Annotated in this window: 17 protein-coding genes; 12 read left to right on the top strand and 5 right to left on the bottom strand. The window is 70.2% G+C overall.

Features of this window, described 5'->3' with window-relative positions; translation table 11 throughout:
• From P3L51_RS06405 to P3L51_RS06390, 4 genes are all read left to right on the top strand, one after another.
• On the top strand, window positions 1–457 hold a 457-nt coding region (locus tag P3L51_RS06405), incomplete at its 5' end, for a DUF4937 domain-containing protein (RefSeq protein ID WP_354604073.1).
• A 157-nt stretch (window positions 458–614) separates the two neighbouring features.
• Complete coding sequence (locus P3L51_RS06400) at window positions 615–1,274, top strand: histidine phosphatase family protein (RefSeq protein WP_354604072.1); 660 nt, start codon at window positions 615–617, stop codon at window positions 1,272–1,274.
• A gap of 12 nt (window positions 1,275–1,286) precedes the next feature.
• The gene (locus tag P3L51_RS06395) at window positions 1,287–2,204 is read left to right on the top strand and encodes an ADP-ribosylglycohydrolase family protein (protein WP_354604071.1); all 918 of its coding nucleotides are present in this window, start codon (window positions 1,287–1,289) and stop codon (window positions 2,202–2,204) included.
• Between the two features lie 245 nt (window positions 2,205–2,449).
• Window positions 2,450–4,219, top strand: a complete 1,770-nt coding sequence (locus P3L51_RS06390; protein WP_354604070.1) for a DUF4153 domain-containing protein — start codon at window positions 2,450–2,452, stop codon at window positions 4,217–4,219.
• Window positions 4,220–4,368: 149 nt separating this feature from the next.
• On the opposite strand, the gene P3L51_RS06385 is transcribed toward P3L51_RS06390, so the two are convergent.
• Complete coding sequence (locus tag P3L51_RS06385; protein ID WP_354604069.1) at window positions 4,369–5,922, bottom strand: MFS transporter; 1,554 nt, start codon at window positions 5,920–5,922, stop codon at window positions 4,369–4,371.
• Window positions 5,923–6,052: 130 nt separating this feature from the next.
• On the opposite strand from P3L51_RS06385, the gene P3L51_RS06380 reads away from it, so the two are divergent.
• From P3L51_RS06380 to P3L51_RS06370, 3 genes are all read left to right on the top strand, one after another.
• On the top strand, window positions 6,053–6,679 hold the full coding sequence (locus P3L51_RS06380; RefSeq protein ID WP_354604068.1) for a TetR/AcrR family transcriptional regulator: 627 nt from the start codon (window positions 6,053–6,055) through the stop codon (window positions 6,677–6,679).
• Window positions 6,680–6,876: 197 nt separating this feature from the next.
• Complete coding sequence (rnhB, locus tag P3L51_RS06375) at window positions 6,877–7,587, top strand: ribonuclease HII (RefSeq protein ID WP_354604067.1); 711 nt, start codon at window positions 6,877–6,879, stop codon at window positions 7,585–7,587.
• Window positions 7,588–7,775: 188 nt separating this feature from the next.
• A complete protein-coding gene (locus P3L51_RS06370; RefSeq protein ID WP_354604066.1) occupies window positions 7,776–8,417 on the top strand; it encodes a hypothetical protein in 642 nt (213 codons plus the stop codon).
• Window positions 8,418–8,524: 107 nt separating this feature from the next.
• Here the strand turns inward: P3L51_RS06370 and P3L51_RS06365 are convergent, their stop codons facing one another.
• The 4 genes from P3L51_RS06365 to P3L51_RS06350 form a co-directional block, all read right to left on the bottom strand.
• The gene (locus tag P3L51_RS06365) at window positions 8,525–9,151 is read right to left on the bottom strand and encodes a hypothetical protein (protein WP_354604065.1); all 627 of its coding nucleotides are present in this window, start codon (window positions 9,149–9,151) and stop codon (window positions 8,525–8,527) included.
• Window positions 9,152–9,380: 229 nt separating this feature from the next.
• Window positions 9,381–11,552, bottom strand: coding sequence for a RecQ family ATP-dependent DNA helicase (locus P3L51_RS06360; RefSeq protein ID WP_354604064.1), 2,172 nt, complete (start codon window positions 11,550–11,552; stop codon window positions 9,381–9,383).
• Between the two features lie 165 nt (window positions 11,553–11,717).
• A complete protein-coding gene (locus tag P3L51_RS06355; protein ID WP_354604063.1) occupies window positions 11,718–12,632 on the bottom strand; it encodes an SDR family oxidoreductase in 915 nt (304 codons plus the stop codon).
• A gap of 112 nt (window positions 12,633–12,744) precedes the next feature.
• Entirely contained in the window at window positions 12,745–13,596 is an 852-nt protein-coding gene (locus P3L51_RS06350) for a helix-turn-helix transcriptional regulator (RefSeq protein WP_354604062.1), read from the bottom strand.
• Window positions 13,597–13,840: 244 nt separating this feature from the next.
• Here P3L51_RS06350 and P3L51_RS06345 point away from each other — a divergent pair, with 244 nt between their 5' ends.
• From P3L51_RS06345 to P3L51_RS06325, 5 genes are all read left to right on the top strand, one after another.
• Window positions 13,841–14,713, top strand: a complete 873-nt coding sequence (locus tag P3L51_RS06345) for a helix-turn-helix transcriptional regulator (RefSeq protein WP_354604061.1) — start codon at window positions 13,841–13,843, stop codon at window positions 14,711–14,713.
• 60 nt (window positions 14,714–14,773) lie between these two features.
• Window positions 14,774–15,838: an NAD(+)/NADH kinase gene (locus P3L51_RS06340; protein WP_354604060.1), complete on the top strand. Its 1,065-nt coding sequence runs from the start codon at window positions 14,774–14,776 to the stop codon at window positions 15,836–15,838.
• A gap of 84 nt (window positions 15,839–15,922) precedes the next feature.
• Entirely contained in the window at window positions 15,923–16,207 is a 285-nt protein-coding gene (locus P3L51_RS06335; protein ID WP_354604059.1) for an Atu4866 domain-containing protein, read from the top strand.
• 107 nt (window positions 16,208–16,314) lie between these two features.
• On the top strand, window positions 16,315–17,700 hold the full coding sequence (locus tag P3L51_RS06330; RefSeq protein WP_354604058.1) for an amidohydrolase family protein: 1,386 nt from the start codon (window positions 16,315–16,317) through the stop codon (window positions 17,698–17,700).
• A gap of 210 nt (window positions 17,701–17,910) precedes the next feature.
• The gene (locus tag P3L51_RS06325; RefSeq protein ID WP_354604057.1) at window positions 17,911–19,281 is read left to right on the top strand and encodes a DUF4192 domain-containing protein; all 1,371 of its coding nucleotides are present in this window, start codon (window positions 17,911–17,913) and stop codon (window positions 19,279–19,281) included.
• Window positions 19,282–19,324: the final 43 nt, after the last annotated feature.

Raw genomic sequence — 19,324 nt, 5'->3', positions numbered from 1 at the left:
CGCGTTCTGGGAGAGCCGGGCCTTCTACGACTCCTTCATGGCGCGCTCCCACGACCGGCTGGCCGCCGCGCAGTCGGGCACGTTCAAGGACGCCCAGGCCAAGCTTTTCGACTACCGCTTCGATGTGAAGACGGGCTTCGAGCCGAGGTTCACCGACGCGGACGTGGTGCGGGTCGCGCACTGCAAGGTGCACGAGGACCGCGCCGAGCACTTCGCGCTGATGCAGGAGAAGGTGTGGAATCCGGCGATGGCCGGTTCGCCGGGGATGGTGCGCGGGGTGTTCGGCGACGCGCCGGGCAACGAGTTCCTGGTGCTCTCGATGTGGCAGTCGGCCGCCGAGCACGGCAAGTACCGGATCGAGCGCGTGGAACGGCTCTCGCTGCGCGCGCAGACCGCCGCGGACGTGGCGGCGCTGGCGGGCGACGTCGTCCAGCTCGAACCGGGCTGGACGGTGTGACGCCGCGAGTGCGGAGCGGATGACGGCGCGGCGAGCGGGACAGGTACGGCGAGCGGGACAGGTACGGAGCGTGCGGCGACTGGTGCGCGCGGTACGCGGACGGCGCGACGCCGGGGGCCGCCGCCCGGTCCGGAGCCGCGCGATCTAGGGTCGACCCATGGTGAGACCGCGACGCATCGTCCTAGTCCGGCACGGCGAGTCGGAGGGAAACGCCGACGACACGGTGTACGAACGTCAGCCCGACCATGCCCTCGGGCTCACCGAGACCGGCTGGCGCCAGGCCGAGGAGACGGGCGCGCGGCTGCGTGAGGTCTTCGGCCGCGAGCGCGTGAGCGTGTACGTGTCGCCGTACCGCCGCACCCACGAGACGTTCCGCGCCTTCGGCCTGGACCCGGAGCTGGTGCGGGCACGCGAGGAGCCCCGCCTGCGCGAACAGGACTGGGGCAACTGGCAGGACCATGAGGACGTACGCCTCCAGAAGGCGTACCGCGACGCCTACGGGCACTTCTTCTACCGCTTCGCCCAGGGCGAGTCCGGCGCCGACGTGTACGACCGGGTCGGCGCCTTCCTGGAGAGCCTCCACCGGAGCTTCGAGGCGGCCGACCACCCCGCGAACGTGCTGCTGATCACCCACGGTCTGACCATGCGGCTTTTCTGTATGCGCTGGTTCCACTGGTCCGTCGCCGAGTTCGAGTCGCTGTCCAACCCCTGCAACGGGGAGTCCCGGACACTGTTGCTCGGCGAGGACGGGCGTTACACGCTGGACAGGCCGTTCGAGCGCTGGCGGACCCCGGAGCCGTACGGCATCACCGGTTAGAGTGAGGGAGCGATGACCGCTGACACCACACTCCCTCCGCTCGACCCGCGCTTCCGGCGCGCCCTGGCCAGTCTGCGTGGGCTCTCCGTAGGAGACGCGCTCGGCTCACAGTTCTTCGTCCCCGTGAACTATCCGCTGCTGAAGCGGCGCGAACTGCCGCCCGGCCCGTGGCAGTGGACGGACGACGCCGAGATGGCCACCTCGGTCCTGGCCGTCCTCGCCGTCCACGGACGCGTCGACCAGGACGCGCTCGCCCACTCCTTCGCCACGCACCACGACTTCGACCGCGGTTACGGCCCCGCGGTGAACCGCATGCTCCGGCTGGTCCGGGAAGGCGGCGACTGGCGGGAGCTGGCCTCAGGACTCTTCAACGGCCAGGGCTCATGGGGCAACGGCGCCGCCATGCGTATCGCGCCGCTCGGCGCCTGGTACGCCGACGATCCCGAGCAGGCCACGCACCAGGCCGAGATCTCCGCGTACACCACGCATCAGCACCGTGAGGCCGTGGCGGGCGCCATGGCGGTGGCCGCCGCGACCGCCATCGCCGCCGGCCCGGCCGGACCGCCCGCACCGAAGGACCTGCTCGACGGAGTCATCGAGCTCGTGCCCCGCAGCGCCGTGGGAGCCGGGCTGCGCCGGGCGCGGGACATGCTCGACTACGACGACGCCGGAACGGTCGCCGCGGTGCTCGGCAGCGGACGGCGTACGACGGCGCATGACACGGTCCCGTTCGCGCTCTGGTCGGCGGCCCGTTCGCTCGGCGACTTCGAGCGGGCGTTCTGGAACACGGCGCAGGTGGGCGGTGACGTCGACACGAACTGCGCGATCGTCGGGGGAGTGGTGGCCGCGGTGAGCGCCGGTGCACCCCCGGCGCGGTGGGTGGAGCAGACGGAGTCGCTGCCCGACTGGCTGCCGGTCGGCCCGCGGTAGAGCGGCGGATCGGTAGAGGCGCCGCCTTCTTGGGAGTCACTGCCGCGCACCTCTTCAGGAGGCGCGCCCGTCGCTACTGTCACGGTCCCGCCACAGACTCGCTCCGGCGCAAGCGCTCCCGCCGCACGGCGCTAGCCTCGCCCCATGCCGCCTCGTTGATCATCGACGGGCGTGCGCCTACGTGAGCCCGGGATCCAGCGCCGACCTGTCGCCGTGCGCGTGGCACCGGGCGGTGAGGGGGGCTCGTGTCAGAGACGCCGTCGAATTCGAGTAAGGAACCGGAATCGGCACCGGGAGGGGATCCGGAGCCGAGGTCACCGCGTGAAGCCACCGCGGAGCAGGACATCCAGGACGCGGTGCCGCAGCCGCGGGCCGTATCGACGCGCAAGGAAGAACCGGCGCGCACGACTGCTCCGGCGCGTGCCGGAGGCGCGGGGCAGACGCGCCCCGCGCCCCACCGGACCCCACCCACGCACACCGGACGCCGGCCGCTGGAGCCGCTGCCGGCCAACTGGCAGCAGTGGCAGTCGCCGCAGCACGATCCTCCCGCCTGGATCGGTGAGATCGGCTCCGTCGAGCCCGCGCGCATCAGCGTCGCCGCTCTGTGGTGCGTCGCCGTCACCGGCCTGCTCAGCGGGCTGCTGCTCGGCGACGGGCTCGGGCTCAACCTGCTGATCGTGACCGTGCCGGCCGCGCTCGCCGCGTACTTCGCCGCGCGTGACGCCGGACGGCGACTGCGCCCGTGGACCCTGGTCTGGGCCGTCGGCGGCGTCGCGCTGCTCTCGGTTCCCGCCCTGCGTGACGCCGGCTGGCCGACGTTCCTCGCCGTCACGTCCGCGCTGGCGCTCGGTTCGCTCGCTCTGCACGGCTGCCGCACCTGGCTCGGCGTCCTTCTCGGCCCGTTCGGGCTGCTCGGTTCGCTCGGCACAGGAGTGTTCTGGGGTCTCCGGGGTGTGCGCGAGCGGGCCGAGGGCTCGCGCGGGCGCTGGGCACCCGTCCTCCGTACGGCGGCGGTCGCCCTCGTACTGCTGATCGTGTTCGGCGCGCTCTTCGCGAGCGCCGACGCCGCCTTCGCCGATCTGCTCGGCGGCCTGGCGCCCGACGTCTCGGTCGCCGACGGACCGTGGCGCACGCTGCTCTTCGTCCTCGGCCTCGTCGGGGCGCTCGCCGCCGCGCACACGGCCGCGGCGCCGCTGCGCTGGGACCGGATCACGGTGCGGCCCGGAGCGCCGCGTGGCCGCGTCGAGTGGGCGCTGCCGCTGATCGTGCTCAACCTGCTCTTCGCCGTGTTCATCGGCGTCCAGCTGACGGTGCTGTTCGGCGGCTACGACAAGGTCCTGAGCGAGACCGACCTGACGTACTCCGAGTACGCCACGCAGGGCTTCTGGCAGCTGCTCGGCGCCACCCTCCTCACCCTCCTCGTGATCGGTCTCGCCCGGCGCTGGGCGCCGCGCGACGGAGCCAGGGACCGCATGCTCGTCAGCGCCGTGCTCGGTGTCCTGTGCGTCCTCACGCTGGTTGTCGTCGCGTCCGCGCTGCGCCGTATGGACCTGTACGTGGACGCGTACGGGCTGACCCGGCTGCGCGTCTCGGTGGCGGCGATGGAGCTGTGGCTCGGGCTCGTGATCGTCCTGATCATGGCCGCCGGCGCGTTCGGCGGGCGCTGGCTGCCGCGCGCCGTGGCCGTCAGTGGCGCGGCGGGCGTTCTGATCTTCGGTCTGCTCTCGCCGGACGCGCTCGTCGCGGAGCGGAACGTCGAGCGCTACGGGGCCTCCGACAAGATCGACATCAACTACTTCCAGCAGCTCTCCGCCGACGCCGTACCGGCACTCGACACGCTTCCCGAGCCGTTGCGCTCCTGCGCCCTGGAGGGCATCGAGCGAGAGCTGGGCGACTCGGACGAACCGTGGTACGCGACCAGTTGGAGCGAGTCGAAGGCCAGGGACATCCTCGACGAGCGGCCGATCGAACCTCGGTGGGAGGAGTGCTCGGCGATGATCCTTCTGAACGATTAGGGCGGCGAGCGCGACCCGTACGACGACGGGCGCAGCGGCGACGGCTACTGACGCGCCCGCCCTGCCGGTCCGGTCGAACGTCTCCACCTCCTGTAAGTCGTCACCTCCTACGTACGGGACGTCCTCCCCCGGGGACGTCCCGTACGGCTCTACGCCGCCGGCCCCGCGGCGCTCGCCTTGCCGCTGAGCGCCTCCAGGTCGCTCTTGCGTACGCGTACCACCAGCGTCGCCGTCAGCAGCGCCAGGACCACCATGCCCACGGCGGCCGTGAACGCGGTCGAGATGCCCTGCGTCAGCACCTCGTGGCCCCAACGCCCCGGCAGTTCGTGGGCCGTGGCGAACTGCGCCTTCTCGGCCGGGGACGCCTCCGCCATGAACGAGGGCAGTTGCTTCTCGGCCTCGTCGCGGCTCGCCGTACCGAAGACCGTGACCAGGATGGACAGTCCCAGCGAACCGCCCACCTGCTGGCTCGCGTTGAGCAGTCCCGACGCGGCGCCCGCCTCGTGCTGCGCGACCCCGGAGACCGCCGTCAGCGTGAGGGTCACGAAGTTGAGCCCCATGCCGAAGCCGAAGAGGACCATCGGACCGAGCACACCGCTCAGATACGAGCTGTCCGAGCTGATCAGCGTCAGCCAGAGGAGCCCGAGGCCCGTGATGGTCGAGCCGACGACCATGAACGGCTTCGGACCGAGCACCGGCAACAGCCGCTGCGAGAGCCCCGCGCCCAGGCCGATCGCGAGGGTCACGGGCAGGAACGCGAGGCCGGACTCGATCGGGCTGTAGTCGAGCACGTTCTGCACGAAAAGCACGATGAAGAAGAACATTCCGAACATGGCCGCGGCCAGGCTCAGCATGATGACGTAGGTGCCCGACCTGTTCCGGTCGGCGAACATCCTGAGCGGAATGATCGGTTCCTTGGCCCGTGACTCGATGAGGCCGAAGGCGGCGAGCAGGATGACGGCCGCCGCGAACGATCCGATGGTGAGCGAGTCGCGCCAGCCCTCTTCCGAGGCCCGGATGAATCCGTAGACGAGCGAGGCCATACCCAGGGTGGACGTCGCGGCGCCGGAGAGGTCGAAGCGGCCGGGGTGGCGCTTGGACTCGCTGATGTACATCGGTGCCAGGACGGCGATCAGCACGCCGATCGGCACGTTGACGAAGAACACCCAGCGCCAGTCGAGCCATTCGGTGAGCATCCCGCCGGCCAGCAGGCCGATCGCGCCACCGCCCGCCGAGACGGCGGCGAAGACCCCGAACGCCCTGTTCCGCGCGGGTCCCTCGGGGAACGTCGTGGTGATGAGGGCGAGCGAGGTGGGTGAGGCGATGGCGCCGCCGACCCCCTGGAGCGCTCGCGCGGCGAGGAGCTGCCAGGGCTCCTGCGCGAAACCGCCCAGGAGCGAGGCGAAGGTGAAGAGCAGGATGCCGGCCATGAAGACGCGGCGGCGGCCGAGGATGTCGCCGGCGCGGCCACCGAGCAGCAGGAGGCCGCCGAAGGTGAGCGTGTACGCGCTCAGGACCCAGGAGAGGTCGGTGGTGGAGAAACTGAGGGCATCCTGGATGTGCGGGAGCGCGATGTTCACAATCGTCGCGTCGAGTACGACCATGAGCTGACAGGCCGCGATGACGGCCAGCGCGATTCCGGGCCGCCCCTCACGGCGGGCCGCACCCGGCTCGCGTCCTGCTTCTAGTTGAGAGGTTGTCACTACGAGTCCCCCAAGTGAATTAGTGAACGGATGCGTTCACTGGGTTGTCCACGGTAGTGAGTCCCCGTCAGTGAACGCAACCGTTCACTGAGGCTGCCGTCTGAATCTTTGCCTGATGGAGAACTTGCTGATGGATACTTCACGCTCGGCGGCCACCGCTCGGCCGCGGACGGTGGTGTCGCGACGTCGCGGGCCGGTGCTGGAGCGCGCGATCCTCGACGCCGTGTTGGAGCAATTGAGCACGGTGGGCTGGAACGGCCTGACGATGGAGGGCGTCGCCGCGGAGGCGCAGACGGGCAAGGCCGCCGTCTACCGGCGCTGGCCTTCCAAGGAGGATCTCGTCGCCGACGCGCTGGCGGCGGGGCTCCCCTCGCTCGACGACGCGCCCGATCTCGGTGGAGTCCGCGACGATCTCTACGAGTTGACCCGCCTGGTCCGGGACGCGATGTACTCACGGCCCGGATGGGCGCTCCGGGCGGTCCTGCACGAATGCGACAAGTCGGCCTCCGGGCGTTTCCAGGCGCTGATCATGAGCGGGGTGATCGAGCCGTCGGCCAATCTGTTCGGGGAGGTCGTGCGCCGCGGCATCCGGCGGGGTGACGTACGGCCCGACGCCACCGGCTCGCTCGTCTTCGACCTCATCCCCGCCGTGCTGATGTACCGGTCGAAGGTGCGCGACAGCGCATGGCCCGACGAGGAGATCGCGCAGCTCATCGATCAGATCATGCTGCCGCTGCTCCGGCCGTCCTCGGACTGACGCCGGGCGGTGTGGTGGTTTTGGGCGTCGGGTGGCGGTCGAGGGTCCCGCGCGCCGTACGGACCGTACGGGCCCACTCCGAGGGCCGGTTGAGGCGTACGACGCGCCGCGCCGACGGGGGCCGCCGGCGGGTCGCGTACGGCCGGGGGAGCCCGGGGTGTCGCGCGGGGGAGCGGCGGCGTAACCTTGGCTGCGCCATGCCGTACGAACCACCCACCCACGCCGTAGAGCGATCGCTCCGCGCCACCACCGGTGCCAAGATCATCGCTGGTGTCGACGAGGTCGGACGCGGGGCGTGGGCGGGGCCTGTGACGGTCTGCGCGGCCATCACGGGTCTGCGCAGGGCCCCCGTCGGACTCACCGACTCCAAGCTGATCACTCCCAAGCGCCGTGCCGAGATGGCGCTGGAGCTGGAGTCATGGGTGACCTCGCACGCCATAGGGCACGCCTCGCCGGAGGAGATCGACGACCACGGGATGACCGCGGCGCTTCGGCTCGCCGCCGAACGGGCTCTGGACGCGCTGCCGGTGCGGCCCGACGCCGTGATCCTCGACGGCAAGCACGACTACCTCGGCAAACCCTGGCAGGTCCGGACGGTCATCAAGGGCGACATCTCCTGTGTCTCGGTGGCTGCCGCTTCGGTGCTCGCCAAGGTGCGCAGGGACGCGATGATGGCCGAACTGGGTGCCACATCCCAGGAATGCGACGGTTTCGCCTTCCACGCCAACGCGGGATACCCCTCGCCGGTGCACAAGGCGGCGCTGGCGGAACGGGGGCCGACCTCGCACCACCGGCTCTCGTGGTCCTATCTCGACGCGCTGCCCCGGTGGCGCCATCTCAAGAAGATCCGTATCTCCGCCCAGGCGGAGCTGCTGGAGAGCGAGGGCCAGCTCGGCTTCGACTTCTGATCCGAACGACCTGACCGAACGAACGCCCCGGAGCGGCCTGTTCCGAACGACCTGACGTGACCGGCCCGGCCGGTTCTGGCGGATACGGCCCGCGCACCGCCCCGGCCGTACTCGACAAGCGAAACAAATAGCACAGATGTGCCCACCCGCCGATGACTTACGCGTCGGCGTTTGATAGACATCCACTCATGCCTCTCATCCCCGAGGAGCCTCAGATTCACGAGAGCGCCCAGGGTCCCCGCGTCACACCGGCCACCGGCCGCACCGCGTCGACCCCCCGTCCCGTACCCGGTCCGCGTCCCCGTCCCGTTCCCGGGCCGCGGTCCGCGGCCACACCACGCCCCGGACATCCGGGGCGCGGTACCGCGAGCCCCGCACCGTCGGAGCACTCGCAGGTCCCCGCCGAACGGCCCGTCGCCGTCCCGGAGCAGACCCCTTCCGGCCCTCAGATCCGGCTGATCCCCGCCTCGGCGGACGGCGCGCTGGACGCCGCCGATGAGGCGGTCGACCTGCTGCTGGACTCCGGTCGCGCGCCGGGCGACATCCTCGTCCTCACCACGGGCGAACAGCACCCGTGGGCCACGCACGAACTGTCCTTCGGTGAGAGCTCCTACTGGGAGCAGCACGACACGGGCGAGGACGTGTTCTTCGCCGACGCCTCGGCCGTGGACCGCGCGAAGGCGCGCCCCGTGGTAGTCGTCGCGCTCAACAGTGACGGCGACGACACTGTCGAGCGTGTGCTGGCGACGGCGCGGGAGCGGGCCGTCGCACTGCTCGTCGTCTGCGGTGACCAGCAGCGGGTCAACTCCGTGCTCGGCGCGGGCGTCTGACCCGGATTTCACCGAGTGGTGGGCCAGGGCTCCGGTCCCGGTCCCGGCCGCTCATGACCCGGCTGCCCCGCGTGGGCGGCCGGGTCGAAATCTGCGGACGTGACGGTTCAGCGAGCCGCCGCGCGCCGCAGCGCCTCCACCCCGCCGCCCCCGGAACGCAGGGGTGATGGAGCGGGGTCGGACACCGTCTCGGCGAGACTTTCGGGCGCCGACTCGGAGCTGGGCCGACGGCCGCCCCGGCCCTCGCCCAGCACCTGCCAGCCGCCACGCGTCAACGTGATGTACGCGCCGCAGCGCAGGCCGTGCAGTGTGCAGGCGTCCCGCAGCCCCCACATCCAGGCCCCGTCCTCCTCCGTCCAGCGCTCGTCGCCGTCGCGGCAGTAGAGGAGTACGGCGGTGCGTACCGGCGTACGGCGGCGCAGATCGTGCGGGATGACCCGGCGCAGGTGCGCCAGCAGGGCGTTTCGGAACTCCCAGCCGTCGACCGGCGCCTCCCGCGGGACGAACGAGGCGCTGGCGGCGAGACGTTCCTCGTGGTCCAGGACGGCGACGACGGCGGTCGCCGGGGTCGGCCGATGCCGGGAGTGCAGACCGCTGACGACCTCGCGGGGGTTGCTGAGCAGGGGTATGCCGGCCGCCGCCCATTCAGCGGGCTCGAGCATTCTGGCGAGGCGGGTGACGGAATCGGCTGTCGTGATCGATGAGGCTGCGGACGGAGCGAATCCGAAGGTCACGTTCCTCCCTTCGCATACGCGCCCACAGTGCGGGCAGGGTCGGGTGAGGCGCGCCGGGGCACAGTCCGTCCGGACCGCGAACGGTCCGACCGTGCGGGGGGCATCTCCAATTCTTGCGGGGCTTTGGGCAGGCGGCAACGAGCAATTGGCGCTGCTGACCGGAATGGGCGGGAATGGGGCTCATATCCCTGCCTTGATCCTGCCCATTCGGGGTCCCTCTGATACGTGGTCACGTCTGAACGGCGAGGACCAGCGGGAACACCCCTGCGGCTCCGGCCTTGCGCAGCAGCCGGGTCGCCACGGCCAATGTCCAGCCGCTGTCCGAGAGATCGTCGACGAGCAGGACGGGACCCGCCGCCGAGGTCAGAGCCTCGGCCAACTCCGGTGGCACGGTGAACGCCTCGTGCAGCGCGCGTACCCGCTGGGCGCTGTTGGTACGGGAGATACGGGCCCCCTCGGCGTCCGGCGCGTACTCCACCGTCCCCAGCAGCGGCATCCGGCCCACCTCGGAGATCCGGCTGCCCAGTGATCCCACGAGCTGCGGCTTGCTCCGCGAGGCGACGGTCACGACACCCACCGGGCGCGGTGGTGCGTCGTCCAGCCCGGACGCCCAACCGCCGGGCCCCTTCGCCCAGTCGGCGAGGACGCTGACCACGGCGTCCACCACGTCGTCGGGGACGGGGCCGTCGGGTGACTGCGGCGCCAGCATCGGACGCAGCCTGTTGCCCCACCCGATGTCCGAGAGCCGGCCGAGCGCCCGGCCCGGGTAACTGCGCTCCCCGGCGGGAACTCGCCCCCGCAGATCGATGCCCACGGCGGGCAGCCCCGTCGGCCACATCTTGCGCGGCTCCACGTCCACCCCGGGCCTGCCCAACTCGCCCCGGGCGGCGTCCAGGGCACCGCCGGAGACCTTGTCCGTGAACCGCGCCCCCGCGCAGTTGTCACACCGTCCGCAGGGCGCCGCCTCCTCGTCGTCCAACTGGAGCCGCAGGAACTCCATCCGGCAGGCCGTCGTCGTCGCGTAGTCCCGCATGGCCTGCTGTTCGGTCTGCCGCTGGCGCGCCACCCACGCGTACCGCTCGGCGTCGTACACCCAGGGCTGTCCGGTACTGGTCCAGCCGCCCTTGACCCGATGCACCGCGCCGTCCACGTCGAGCACCTTGAGCATCGTCTCCAGCCGCGTACGCCGCAGCTCGACCAGCGGTTCGAGAGCCGGCAGGGAGAGGGGTCTGTCCGCCTGCGCCAGGACGTCGAGCGTGCGCCGGACCAGCTCCTCCGGCGGGAAGGCGACCGACGCGAAGTACTGCCAGATGGCCTCGTCCTCCTTGCCGGGGAGCAGCAGCACCTCGGCGTGCTCGACTCCGCGCCCCGCACGGCCCACCTGCTGGTAGTAGGCGATGGGTGAGGAGGGGGAGCCGAGGTGGACGACGAAGCCGAGGTCGGGCTTGTCGAACCCCATGCCCAGCGCGGACGTGGCGACCAGAGCCTTGACGCGGTTGGCGAGGAGGTCCTCCTCGGCCTGCTGCCGGTCCGCGTTCTCCGTGCGGCCCGTGTACGACGTGACGGTGTGACCGCACTGGCGCAGATAGGCGGTGACTTCCTCGGCCGCCGCGACGGTCAGGGTGTAGATGATCCCGGAGCCCGGAAGGTCCACCAGATGATCGGCCAGCCAGGCCAGCCGGTGCGCGGCGTCCGGGAGCCTGAGCACATTGAGACTCAGGCTCTCCCTGTCCAGTGCTCCACGCAGCACGAGCGCGTCCGTGCCCGCTCCCGTGCCCAACTGCTCGGCGACGTCGGCCGTCACTCGCGCGTTCGCCGTGGCGGTGGTGGCCAGCACCGGGACTCCGGACGGCAGTTCGGCGAGCATCGTGCGCAGCCGGCGGTAGTCGGGGCGGAAGTCGTGGCCCCAGTCGGAGATGCAGTGGGCCTCGTCCACCACCAGCAGGCCGGTGGCCGCCGACAGGGCGGGCAGGACCTGATCGCGGAAGTCCGGATTGTTGAGCCGCTCGGGACTCACCAGCAGCACATCGACCTCGCCGGCCGCGACCTCGGCCTGAATCGTCTCCCACTCCTCGGAGTTGGACGAATTGATCGTGCGCGCGCTGATTCCGGCGCGGGCGGCGGCCTCCACCTGGTTGCGCATCAGCGCCAGCAGCGGGGAGACGATCACGGTCGGGCCGCTGCCCCGGGCGCGGAGCAGCGACGTCGCGACGAAATACACGGCGGACTTGCCCCAGCCCGTCCGCTGCACGACCAGCGCTCTGCGCTTGTCGGCGACGAGCGCCTCGATGGCCCGCCACTGGTCCTCGCGCAGGCGGGCAGCGCCGGTGGCGTCACCGACAAGACGGGCGAGGACGGAGTCGGCCGAGGCCCGGAGAGCTGCGCGTTCTGCGTTGGTCATGCCCCCATGCAACCTGATGGCTCGGACAAAGCGCGAATGCCGGACCCGGCCTGTGGATAAAGTTATCCACAGGGGTCGCGGAATTTCGGCTTTCGCGGGACGGTCGAGCCATGAACAAAAACAGCGAAACGCCCCGTCCCGCCGACTTCGGGATGAGGTCGGCCATCAGCTGGGTGGCGTCGGGGTCCGTGACGTGGTTCGGCATGTCGAGTTCGATGGTGCGCGGGGGTGTTCGGCGACGCGGACCGTTTTGCGGCCGAGCCGGTTGAGGCACGGCTTGGTTCCGGAGTGGATGGAGAGGTTCTCCGGGATTGTGGGTGGCAGCGATGTATCAGGCCGCGTCCTCGTGGCCGGTGGCGTGTAGAGGGGGGTGGGCAGCTTCTCGCCGGAGGTGACTTCGACGATGAGCGCGGCGCCCTTGACGGGGTCTCCGAGCTGGCCGTGGTTGGCCCGGTCGATCCAGTCCAGCGTCACGTGCGCCGATCGTAGTCGGAGATACGGCTCGCAGACCGACAGGGAGCTGGCGTCCAGAAAGTCCGTGCGGAAGACGCCCGGCTCCACGACCACGGACTGGATGCCGAACGGGGCCATCTCGACGGAGAGAGCCTCGCTGATGCCGGCGGCGGCGAACTTCGAGGCGGAGTACATGCTGACGCCGGGCTCGCCCTCGAAGCCGGAGCGGGAACCGATGTGTACGAGCTTGCCGGATCCCTGCTCGCGCATGATCGGCAGTACGGCTCGTGTGACGTTGATCAGGCCGAAGACGTTGAGGTCGAACAGTGAGCGGGCCTCGGCGTCGGTGATTTCCTCCAGCGCGCCCAGCAGGCCACGGCCGGCGTTGTTGACCAGGACGTCGATGCCGCCGAAACGATCCACGGCCACCTCGACCGCCCGCGGGATGCTGCCGTTGTCAGTGACGTCCAGAGAGACCGGGAAGACGTTCTCGGAATTCTTCAGATCGTCGGGGACACGTTCCGGGTCGCGAACCGCGACAACGGCATTGTTTCCCTTTGTCAGAGCGGCGCGTGCGATCTCGGCGCCCATGCCGCGAGAAGCTCCGGTGATAAACCACGTCGCCATGAGGAGAGCCTCTTTCCCTGTTCTCGTTGAAGGGAGTTCTTTGCTTTCGAGTTCGAGTCTGTATCCGGCAAGAAGGGAGAGGAAGGCAACGGTTTTCCAGGGAGTCCCACACCTACGATGGCGAAGACAGACCAGGGAGTGAGCTGAGCAGGGCCAGCGCGTCCTCGGACGGCGATCCGGGTTCCGCCTGCAGGACGATCAACTGTTGGCCGGGCTTGCTCCGTACATTCAGGGCCTCGTGACGGAGTTCGAGATTTCCCACACCCGAATGGTGAAGCTGCTTCACCTCGTACGCGGCCACATTGATGTACACGCGGGCCCACATCGAGCGGAATTCGCTGCTGCGGACCGACAACTCGCCGACAAGTTCCAGGATGCGAGGGTCGTCGGGATCGCGGGCGGCGGCCCGCTGCAAGTCGGAGACAGCCCGGTCCTTCGCCCGCTCGGCATTCCGGTAGAAGGAGTGCGTCGCGTGGTCGAGGAAAAGCATGCGAAGGACGTTGTCGTGTTCCGCGAAATCGGAGTACAGGGCCGCGGCCAAGGCGTTCATCGCCAGGATGTCCTGCGCGTTGCCGATGAGGAGCGCCGGAGTCCTGGTCCAGCTCTCGATCAGCTCGCGCAGATGATCACTGACGCGCTCGACCCGGGCGGGGGCCCTCGTGCGACGTGCCGCGGGCTTCACGAGGCGGTAGAGGTGGTCCGTATCCGCTTCATCCAGTCGCAGGGCCTTCGCCACGGCGTCCAGCACCCGTCGGGACGGGCTCAGTTCACGCCCCTGCTCAAGGCGCGTGTAGTAGCCCGGGCTCACGCCGGCCAATGCCGCGACCTCGTCGCGTCGCAGACCAGGCACCCTGCGGCGACCGGAAGCGGTCAGTCCTGCCGCCGCGGGGGACACCAGTGCCCGCCGGGAGCGCAGAAACCGGCCCAGGTCCTCCACCTGACCAGGGTGTCTGTCGTCGTCCATGACGCCGAGGCTAGGGCGAAAGCGGGCCGGGAGGGCGTGCGGATGGTGGGTGTATCACTCCCAGGGTCCGGTGCGAGGAGCCGAGGGGCAGGTGAATTGATGACGCCCGTGACGCGAAAAGGAACGTCCCACGAGGCGGCATTACGTTACGTGACTCGTTGCGTGCCACGTGTGCCCGGTGCGGTCGAGAAGGATGTCCTGCCGGACACGTCTGTGTGGCGCCCCACCCGTTTAGCCTTGCCGTATGAGTAATGGGACTCCATTGGGTGACTACCTCAGGGCCCGGCGAGAAGCGTTGAAGCCGCGGGATGTCGGCCTGCCCGAACATGGCCGTCGCCGAGTCCCGGGGCTGCGCAGAGAGGAAGTCGCGATGCTGGCGGTTGTCAGTTCCGACTACTACATCAGACTTGAGCAAGGCCGCGAGAACAGTCCGTCCCCTCAGGTTCTTGGCGCTGTGGCGCAAGCGTTGAAACTGAACGCGGAAGCCGCCGACCATCTCCACCGGATCTGCCTCGACGCCTCCCAGCGCCCCGGGGACGTTGAAAACGGGGGCGTCAGCGCCCAGTTGCTCGAGTTGATGGACGGATGGGAGCACACGCCTGCCTTCGTTCTCGGTCCGGCACTCGACGTACTCGCGGGAAATTCGCCGGCCACCGCTCTGCACAGCGGCTTCACAAGCTTTGACAACTTGGCGCGCATGGTGTTCGTCGACCCGGCGGGCCGTGAGTTCTACCAGGATTGGGAGAAGGCCGCGCGTTCCTGCGTGGCGGAGATCAGGGCCGCTTACGGCTACGACCCGGAGTCGGCCAGGATCGCCGAGGTGGTGGAAGAGATCTCGGCGGAGAGTGACGAGTTCGCGGATCTCTGGAGCCGGCACGAGGTCAAGGGCAAAACCCGTGCGGGCAAACACCTACGGCATCCGCGGGTGGGTGATCTGCACATCCGATTCGCGGCCTTCACCGTGAACGGTGCTCGGCACCAGCAGCTCGTGGTCTACCAAGGGGAACCGGCCGGCCGTACATCCGCCGCCTTCGAAGCGCTTCGCGCCATGGCCACCGAGCCCAGGCAGGCCGAAACAGTCGCGCTGCTCCCGGATCTGGCCGCCGCCGACGGCTAGCTTGTGGGCGAGACTTTCTCGCGATGTGGATCCGGAGTTCGCGCGGATCCGGAGGTTGTCATGCCCGTACGACGCATCGGACTGATCGTCCACCAGGGGCGTCCTGCCGCCCTGGACGTTGCCCGGGCAGTGCACGCCTGGTGCGACGCGCACCGTATCCGCTGCACCGAGATCGACGTCTGGGCGAAGGAGCAGCACCGTCGCGGTAGCCGTGAGGAAGCCGAAGCGGCCGGCGATCCGGACCTCGTGGTGACGCTCGGCGGAGACGGCACTTTTCTCCGCGGGGCACGGATCGCGGTCAACAGCGGTGCGAGCGTGCTGGGAGTGGACCTGGGCAAGGTCGGCTTCCTCACCGAGGTGCCTGCCGGCGATGTGACCCAGGCTCTGGACGCCGTACATCAAGGTCATGCCGTCGTCGAAGAACGTATGACGCTGACCATGCGCGCCTCCCGGGCCCTGGAGATCCCCGAGGAGATGGAGGGCCTGCTCCGCTACGGCCGAGGCCCCGCGCTGCCCCCACCACAGATCAGGCCGGAGACCACCGAGGGGGCGGGCTGGGGCCTGGCTCTGGACGTGATCGCCCTGAACGACATCGTCCTGGAGAAGCTCGCCCGCGACCACCAAGTCGCCGTCGGCGTCTATCTGGCGGGCAGCCTGCTCGCCTCCTACGCGGCCGACGCCCTCGCCGTGGCCACCCCCACCGGGTCCACCGCCTACAGCTTCGCCGCTGGCGGGCCCGTCCTCTCCCCGCACATGGACGCGGTCGTCTTCACCCCGATCGCCCCGCACATGACCTTCAACCGCACCGTCGTGGCGGCGCCGGACGAACCCGTCGCCCTCCGTGTGCTTCCGCACTCGGGCCAGGCCGCCGTCAGTATCGACGGCCAGCTGAGCGGGGTCCTCGACCCGGGGGACTGGATCGGCGTCTTCCGCGCCCGGCACCGCGTACGACTCATCCGCCTGCACCCGACCGACTTCTACGGCCGCCTGCGGGACCGCTTCCGTCTCGCCGACGCACCCGCCACCACGACCGACGGAGAAGCCGCGCCGTTCTTCCGCCCCGACACCCCCATCCCGCCCGACCTCGCGCACATGCGGCTGCCACCGCCCTCGGCGGCCCGCTGAACCCTGGCACGCCAGGGTGGGTGCGCGGCTCCCAGGAACCCTGTGACCTGGTACTTCCTGCGGCAGCGGGAGACCGTTTGGGCCATGAACACCGACGACACGTCCCACCCCCACCCCTATGTCGGCATGTGGGTGACCGCGGACGGCTTCATCCGCCAGGAACTGCGCGCCGACGGCCGTTACGACGAGGCCCGCGGCGACCGGCCGAGCGCCTACACGGGCGGCTACACCGTCACCGGCGCCCACATCGACTACGTCGACGACACCGGCTTCACGGCCACCGGCGACGTACGCGACGGCGTGCTCCACCACGAGCACCTCGTCCTGTACCGGGAGACGGCTGCTTCGCCCCGGCCGGATCGAGCCTGAGAGCGCACAGCCGTTGCGCGTCGATCCGTCGATCCGTTCCGAGTCGACCCCTCCCGCGTCGAGATTCCGCCGTCGATCCAACTCCCGCTGTCCGGAAAGGGCCTCTCATGCCTGCCAACGACACCACCGACCCCGCCCTGTTGGAGCGGCTGCGCCGCCGAGCCGACGACCCTCGGCGGCGCATCCTGTTCACCGGCGCCACCATCGTCACCATGGACCCCGAGCTGGGGACCCTGGAACGTGGTGACCTCCTTGTGGAGGGCGACACCATCGTCGCTGTCGGCCCAGGTCTGAGCGCCGAAGGCGCGGTCACCGTCGACGCCACCGGCACCATCCTGGCCCCCGGCCTGGTCGACACCCATCGGCACGCCTGGGAGGCCCAGCTGCGCCGCGTCATGCCGGACGTGGACGATCTCGGCGGCTACGTGATGTCCACCCTGGCCGGCTACGCCACGGTGTACCGGCCCGAGGACATGTACATCGGCACCAGACTCGCCGCTCTGACCGCGATCGACAGCGGCATCACCACCATGCTCGACTTCTCCCACAACTCTCGCACCCGCGCGCACTCGGACGCCGCGATCGAAGCTCTCCGCGACACCGGCATCCGCGGTGTGCACGCCTCCATGGGACCCCATTTCGGGAAGTGGGACCGGCAGTGGCCCGGAGATCTCTCCCGGCTCAAGAACCAGTACTTCAGCAGCGACGACCAACTGCTGACACTGCGCGTCGCCGCCCTCGCCACCGACGAGATCGGGGGTTCCACCCTGGCGTACGGGACCGATCTCGCCCGCACCGCGGCGGAACTGGGCGTCGGAGTGAGCGTCGACGCCGTGTTCGGCGCGTCCTCCTCCGAGGCGGTGCTGTCCTGGGCCGGGGAGGGCGTCCTCGGCCCTTCCGTCACCCTCATCCACGCCACCGGCCTCACCGCCGAGGCGTGGCAGGCGATAGGGGCGACCGGCGCCACGGTGGCGCTCGCTCCCACCTCCGACGCACAGATCGGCCTGGAGACGGCGATACCCGCCGTTGACGAGGCGCTGGCCGCCGGTATCCGGCCCGGCCTGAGCATCGATGTGGAAGTCGCCCTGGCCAGCGACATGTTCACCCAGATGCGAGTCCTCCTCGCGATCCAGCGGATGCGCGCCGTCAACGCGGTCTACGGCACGGACCGAGAGCCTTCCCGGATCACCACCCGTGACGTTCTGGACTTCGCCACACTTCAGGGCGCTCGTACCAACGGCCTCGCCGGCGTGACCGGTTCACTCACCCCGGGCAAGAAGGCCGACCTGCTGGTCGTCCAGGCCGAGGACCTGAACAACATGCCGCTCAACGACCCGATCGGCACCCTTGTGCTGGGCTCCGACGCCCGCAACATCACCGCCGTGCTCATCAACGGTGAACCCCGCAAGTGGAACGGCCAGGTCCTCGATGTGGACCTTCCGGCGCTGCGCGGCGAAGTCCAGGCATCACGCGAGTACATACGCCGCTCCTGACGCGAGGCACGGTCACCGCGGGCGCCCCGCCGCTGGGCGACTGGCAGGAGGCCGATGTCCGCACAGGCGGCGGGGTCGTCGTCGGGCCGAGTCTCATGGGGTCCATGGGGGCCGGTACGTGGAGAACGGCTCGCGCCGGCCGGAACTAGCCTGTGGATAACCTTATCCACAGGGGTCGCGGGATTCGGGCTTTCGCGGGACCGTCGAGCCATGAACAAGCACAGCGAACCGACCCGTCCCGCCGACGAGCAGCAGGTCACTCTGCGCAGCCCCGCTGAACTCGCCGATGCCCTGCCCTTTCTGATGGGCTTCCATCCTTCCGACTCCGTGGTGCTCGTCGCGCTGCACGGCGATGAGGGCCGCTTCGGGGGCCGGCTGAGGCTCGGTATCCCGCGCTCGCCCCGCGAGTGGGCGCCCGTCTCCGAGCAGTTGGCCGCGTGCCTGGTGGAAGGGAGCGAGCGGCGTGGGTCCCGTCCGGACGGGATTGTCGCCTTCCTCTGCCAGGACCCGGAGAACGGGGCCACGGGCCGTGGCGTGCGCGACCGGCTGCAACCGCTCGCGCAGTTGATTCGCACGGGCTTCGGGAGCCTCGACATCCCCGTGCACGAGGTGCTTTGCATCTCCGACGGCCGTTTCTGGTCCTACTGCTGTCCGGACACGCGCTGCTGCCCGCCCGAGGGTACGCCGCTGGCCCTGCCCGGCACATCCGTGATGGCCGCTGCCTCCGCCTACGCGGGGATCCAAGTGCGTGGATCCCTGCGGGAGATGGAGGCGCGGCTGGAGCCCTGGCGTGGTTCCGCCGAGAGGGCGGCGAAGCAGGAACAGGCGCTGGACGAGGCCGCCGGCGCGCTGGTGCCGAGGATTCTGGGCGGTGGTAGCCGTGAGCAGGTGGGCGCGTCGACGCTCAGCGCCGCCCGGGACCTGATGGACCGCCTGGCACAGACACCGCCCGCGTCGGCCCGCCGGGGAGCGAGCGGGCGGGTCCGCGAGGGCGACGACGGTGGCACGGACATCGCCGACGACCGGCTCATCGCGGATGACGAGGCGGCGGCGGTCATCATCGGCCTTCAGGACCGGGAGACCCGCGACCGGGCGGCGCAGTGGATGGAGGGTCCCGACGCCGAGCCGGCGCTACGGCTCTGGCGGGCCCTGGCCCGTCGCTGTGTGGGTTCCTACGCCGAACACGCGGTCGCCCCGCTCACCCTGGCCGGCTGGGTCGCCTGGTCCGCCGGCGACGAGCCGGCGGCCCGGGTCGCGCTCGGACTCGCCCTGCGTCTCGACCCCACGTACACCTTCGCCCAACTCCTCCACCAGGCATTCAACGAGGGCCTCGACCCGGAGACCCTCCGGCGTTGTATGCGCGGCGAACGCGTCGCCACCGGGAGCCCACGGCATCGCCCCGTACGGCGGTCAGCGACGAAGCAGGCCAAGAAGTCGATCAAAAGGGTGGTGAAGAAGGCGACGATCAAGAAGGCGACGCCCAGGACGGTGCCGTCACCGAGGTCCCGTCCGGGTCCGCCGGCGGCGCGCGCTCGGACCGCGAGCCGTGGCGGTCGGCGCGCCACGGAGGGCGGCAAGTGAGAGCGGGGGCGCCGCACGCGGTGAGCGAGGGCGTGACAGTGCA

Origin of the sequence: Streptomyces panacea (assembly GCF_040560175.1) — a bacterium.
GTDB lineage: Bacteria > Actinomycetota > Actinomycetes > Streptomycetales > Streptomycetaceae > Streptomyces > Streptomyces panacea.
The sequence above is the reverse complement of the archived record's forward strand: the minus strand, read 5'-3'. Positions and strand labels throughout refer to the sequence as shown.

Bases quoted from the DNA above. Each gene is read 5' to 3' on its own strand.
- P3L51_RS06400 (WP_354604072.1), top strand. From the start codon at position 615: ATGGTGAGACCGCGACGCATCGTCCTAGTCCGGCACGGCGAGTCGGAG.
- P3L51_RS06395 (WP_354604071.1), top strand. From the start codon at position 1,287: ATGACCGCTGACACCACACTCCCTCCGCTCGACCCGCGCTTCCGGCGC.
- P3L51_RS06380 (WP_354604068.1), top strand. From the start codon at position 6,053: ATGGATACTTCACGCTCGGCGGCCACCGCTCGGCCGCGGACGGTGGTG.
- rnhB (WP_354604067.1), top strand. From the start codon at position 6,877: ATGCCGTACGAACCACCCACCCACGCCGTAGAGCGATCGCTCCGCGCC.
- P3L51_RS06370 (WP_354604066.1), top strand. From the start codon at position 7,776: ATGCCTCTCATCCCCGAGGAGCCTCAGATTCACGAGAGCGCCCAGGGT.
- P3L51_RS06360 (WP_354604064.1), bottom strand. From the start codon at position 11,552: ATGACCAACGCAGAACGCGCAGCTCTCCGGGCCTCGGCCGACTCCGTC.
- P3L51_RS06355 (WP_354604063.1), bottom strand. From the start codon at position 12,632: ATGGCGACGTGGTTTATCACCGGAGCTTCTCGCGGCATGGGCGCCGAG.
- P3L51_RS06350 (WP_354604062.1), bottom strand. From the start codon at position 13,596: ATGGACGACGACAGACACCCTGGTCAGGTGGAGGACCTGGGCCGGTTT.
- P3L51_RS06345 (WP_354604061.1), top strand. From the start codon at position 13,841: ATGAGTAATGGGACTCCATTGGGTGACTACCTCAGGGCCCGGCGAGAA.
- P3L51_RS06340 (WP_354604060.1), top strand. From the start codon at position 14,774: ATGCCCGTACGACGCATCGGACTGATCGTCCACCAGGGGCGTCCTGCC.
- P3L51_RS06335 (WP_354604059.1), top strand. From the start codon at position 15,923: ATGAACACCGACGACACGTCCCACCCCCACCCCTATGTCGGCATGTGG.
- P3L51_RS06330 (WP_354604058.1), top strand. From the start codon at position 16,315: ATGCCTGCCAACGACACCACCGACCCCGCCCTGTTGGAGCGGCTGCGC.
- P3L51_RS06325 (WP_354604057.1), top strand. From the start codon at position 17,911: ATGAACAAGCACAGCGAACCGACCCGTCCCGCCGACGAGCAGCAGGTC.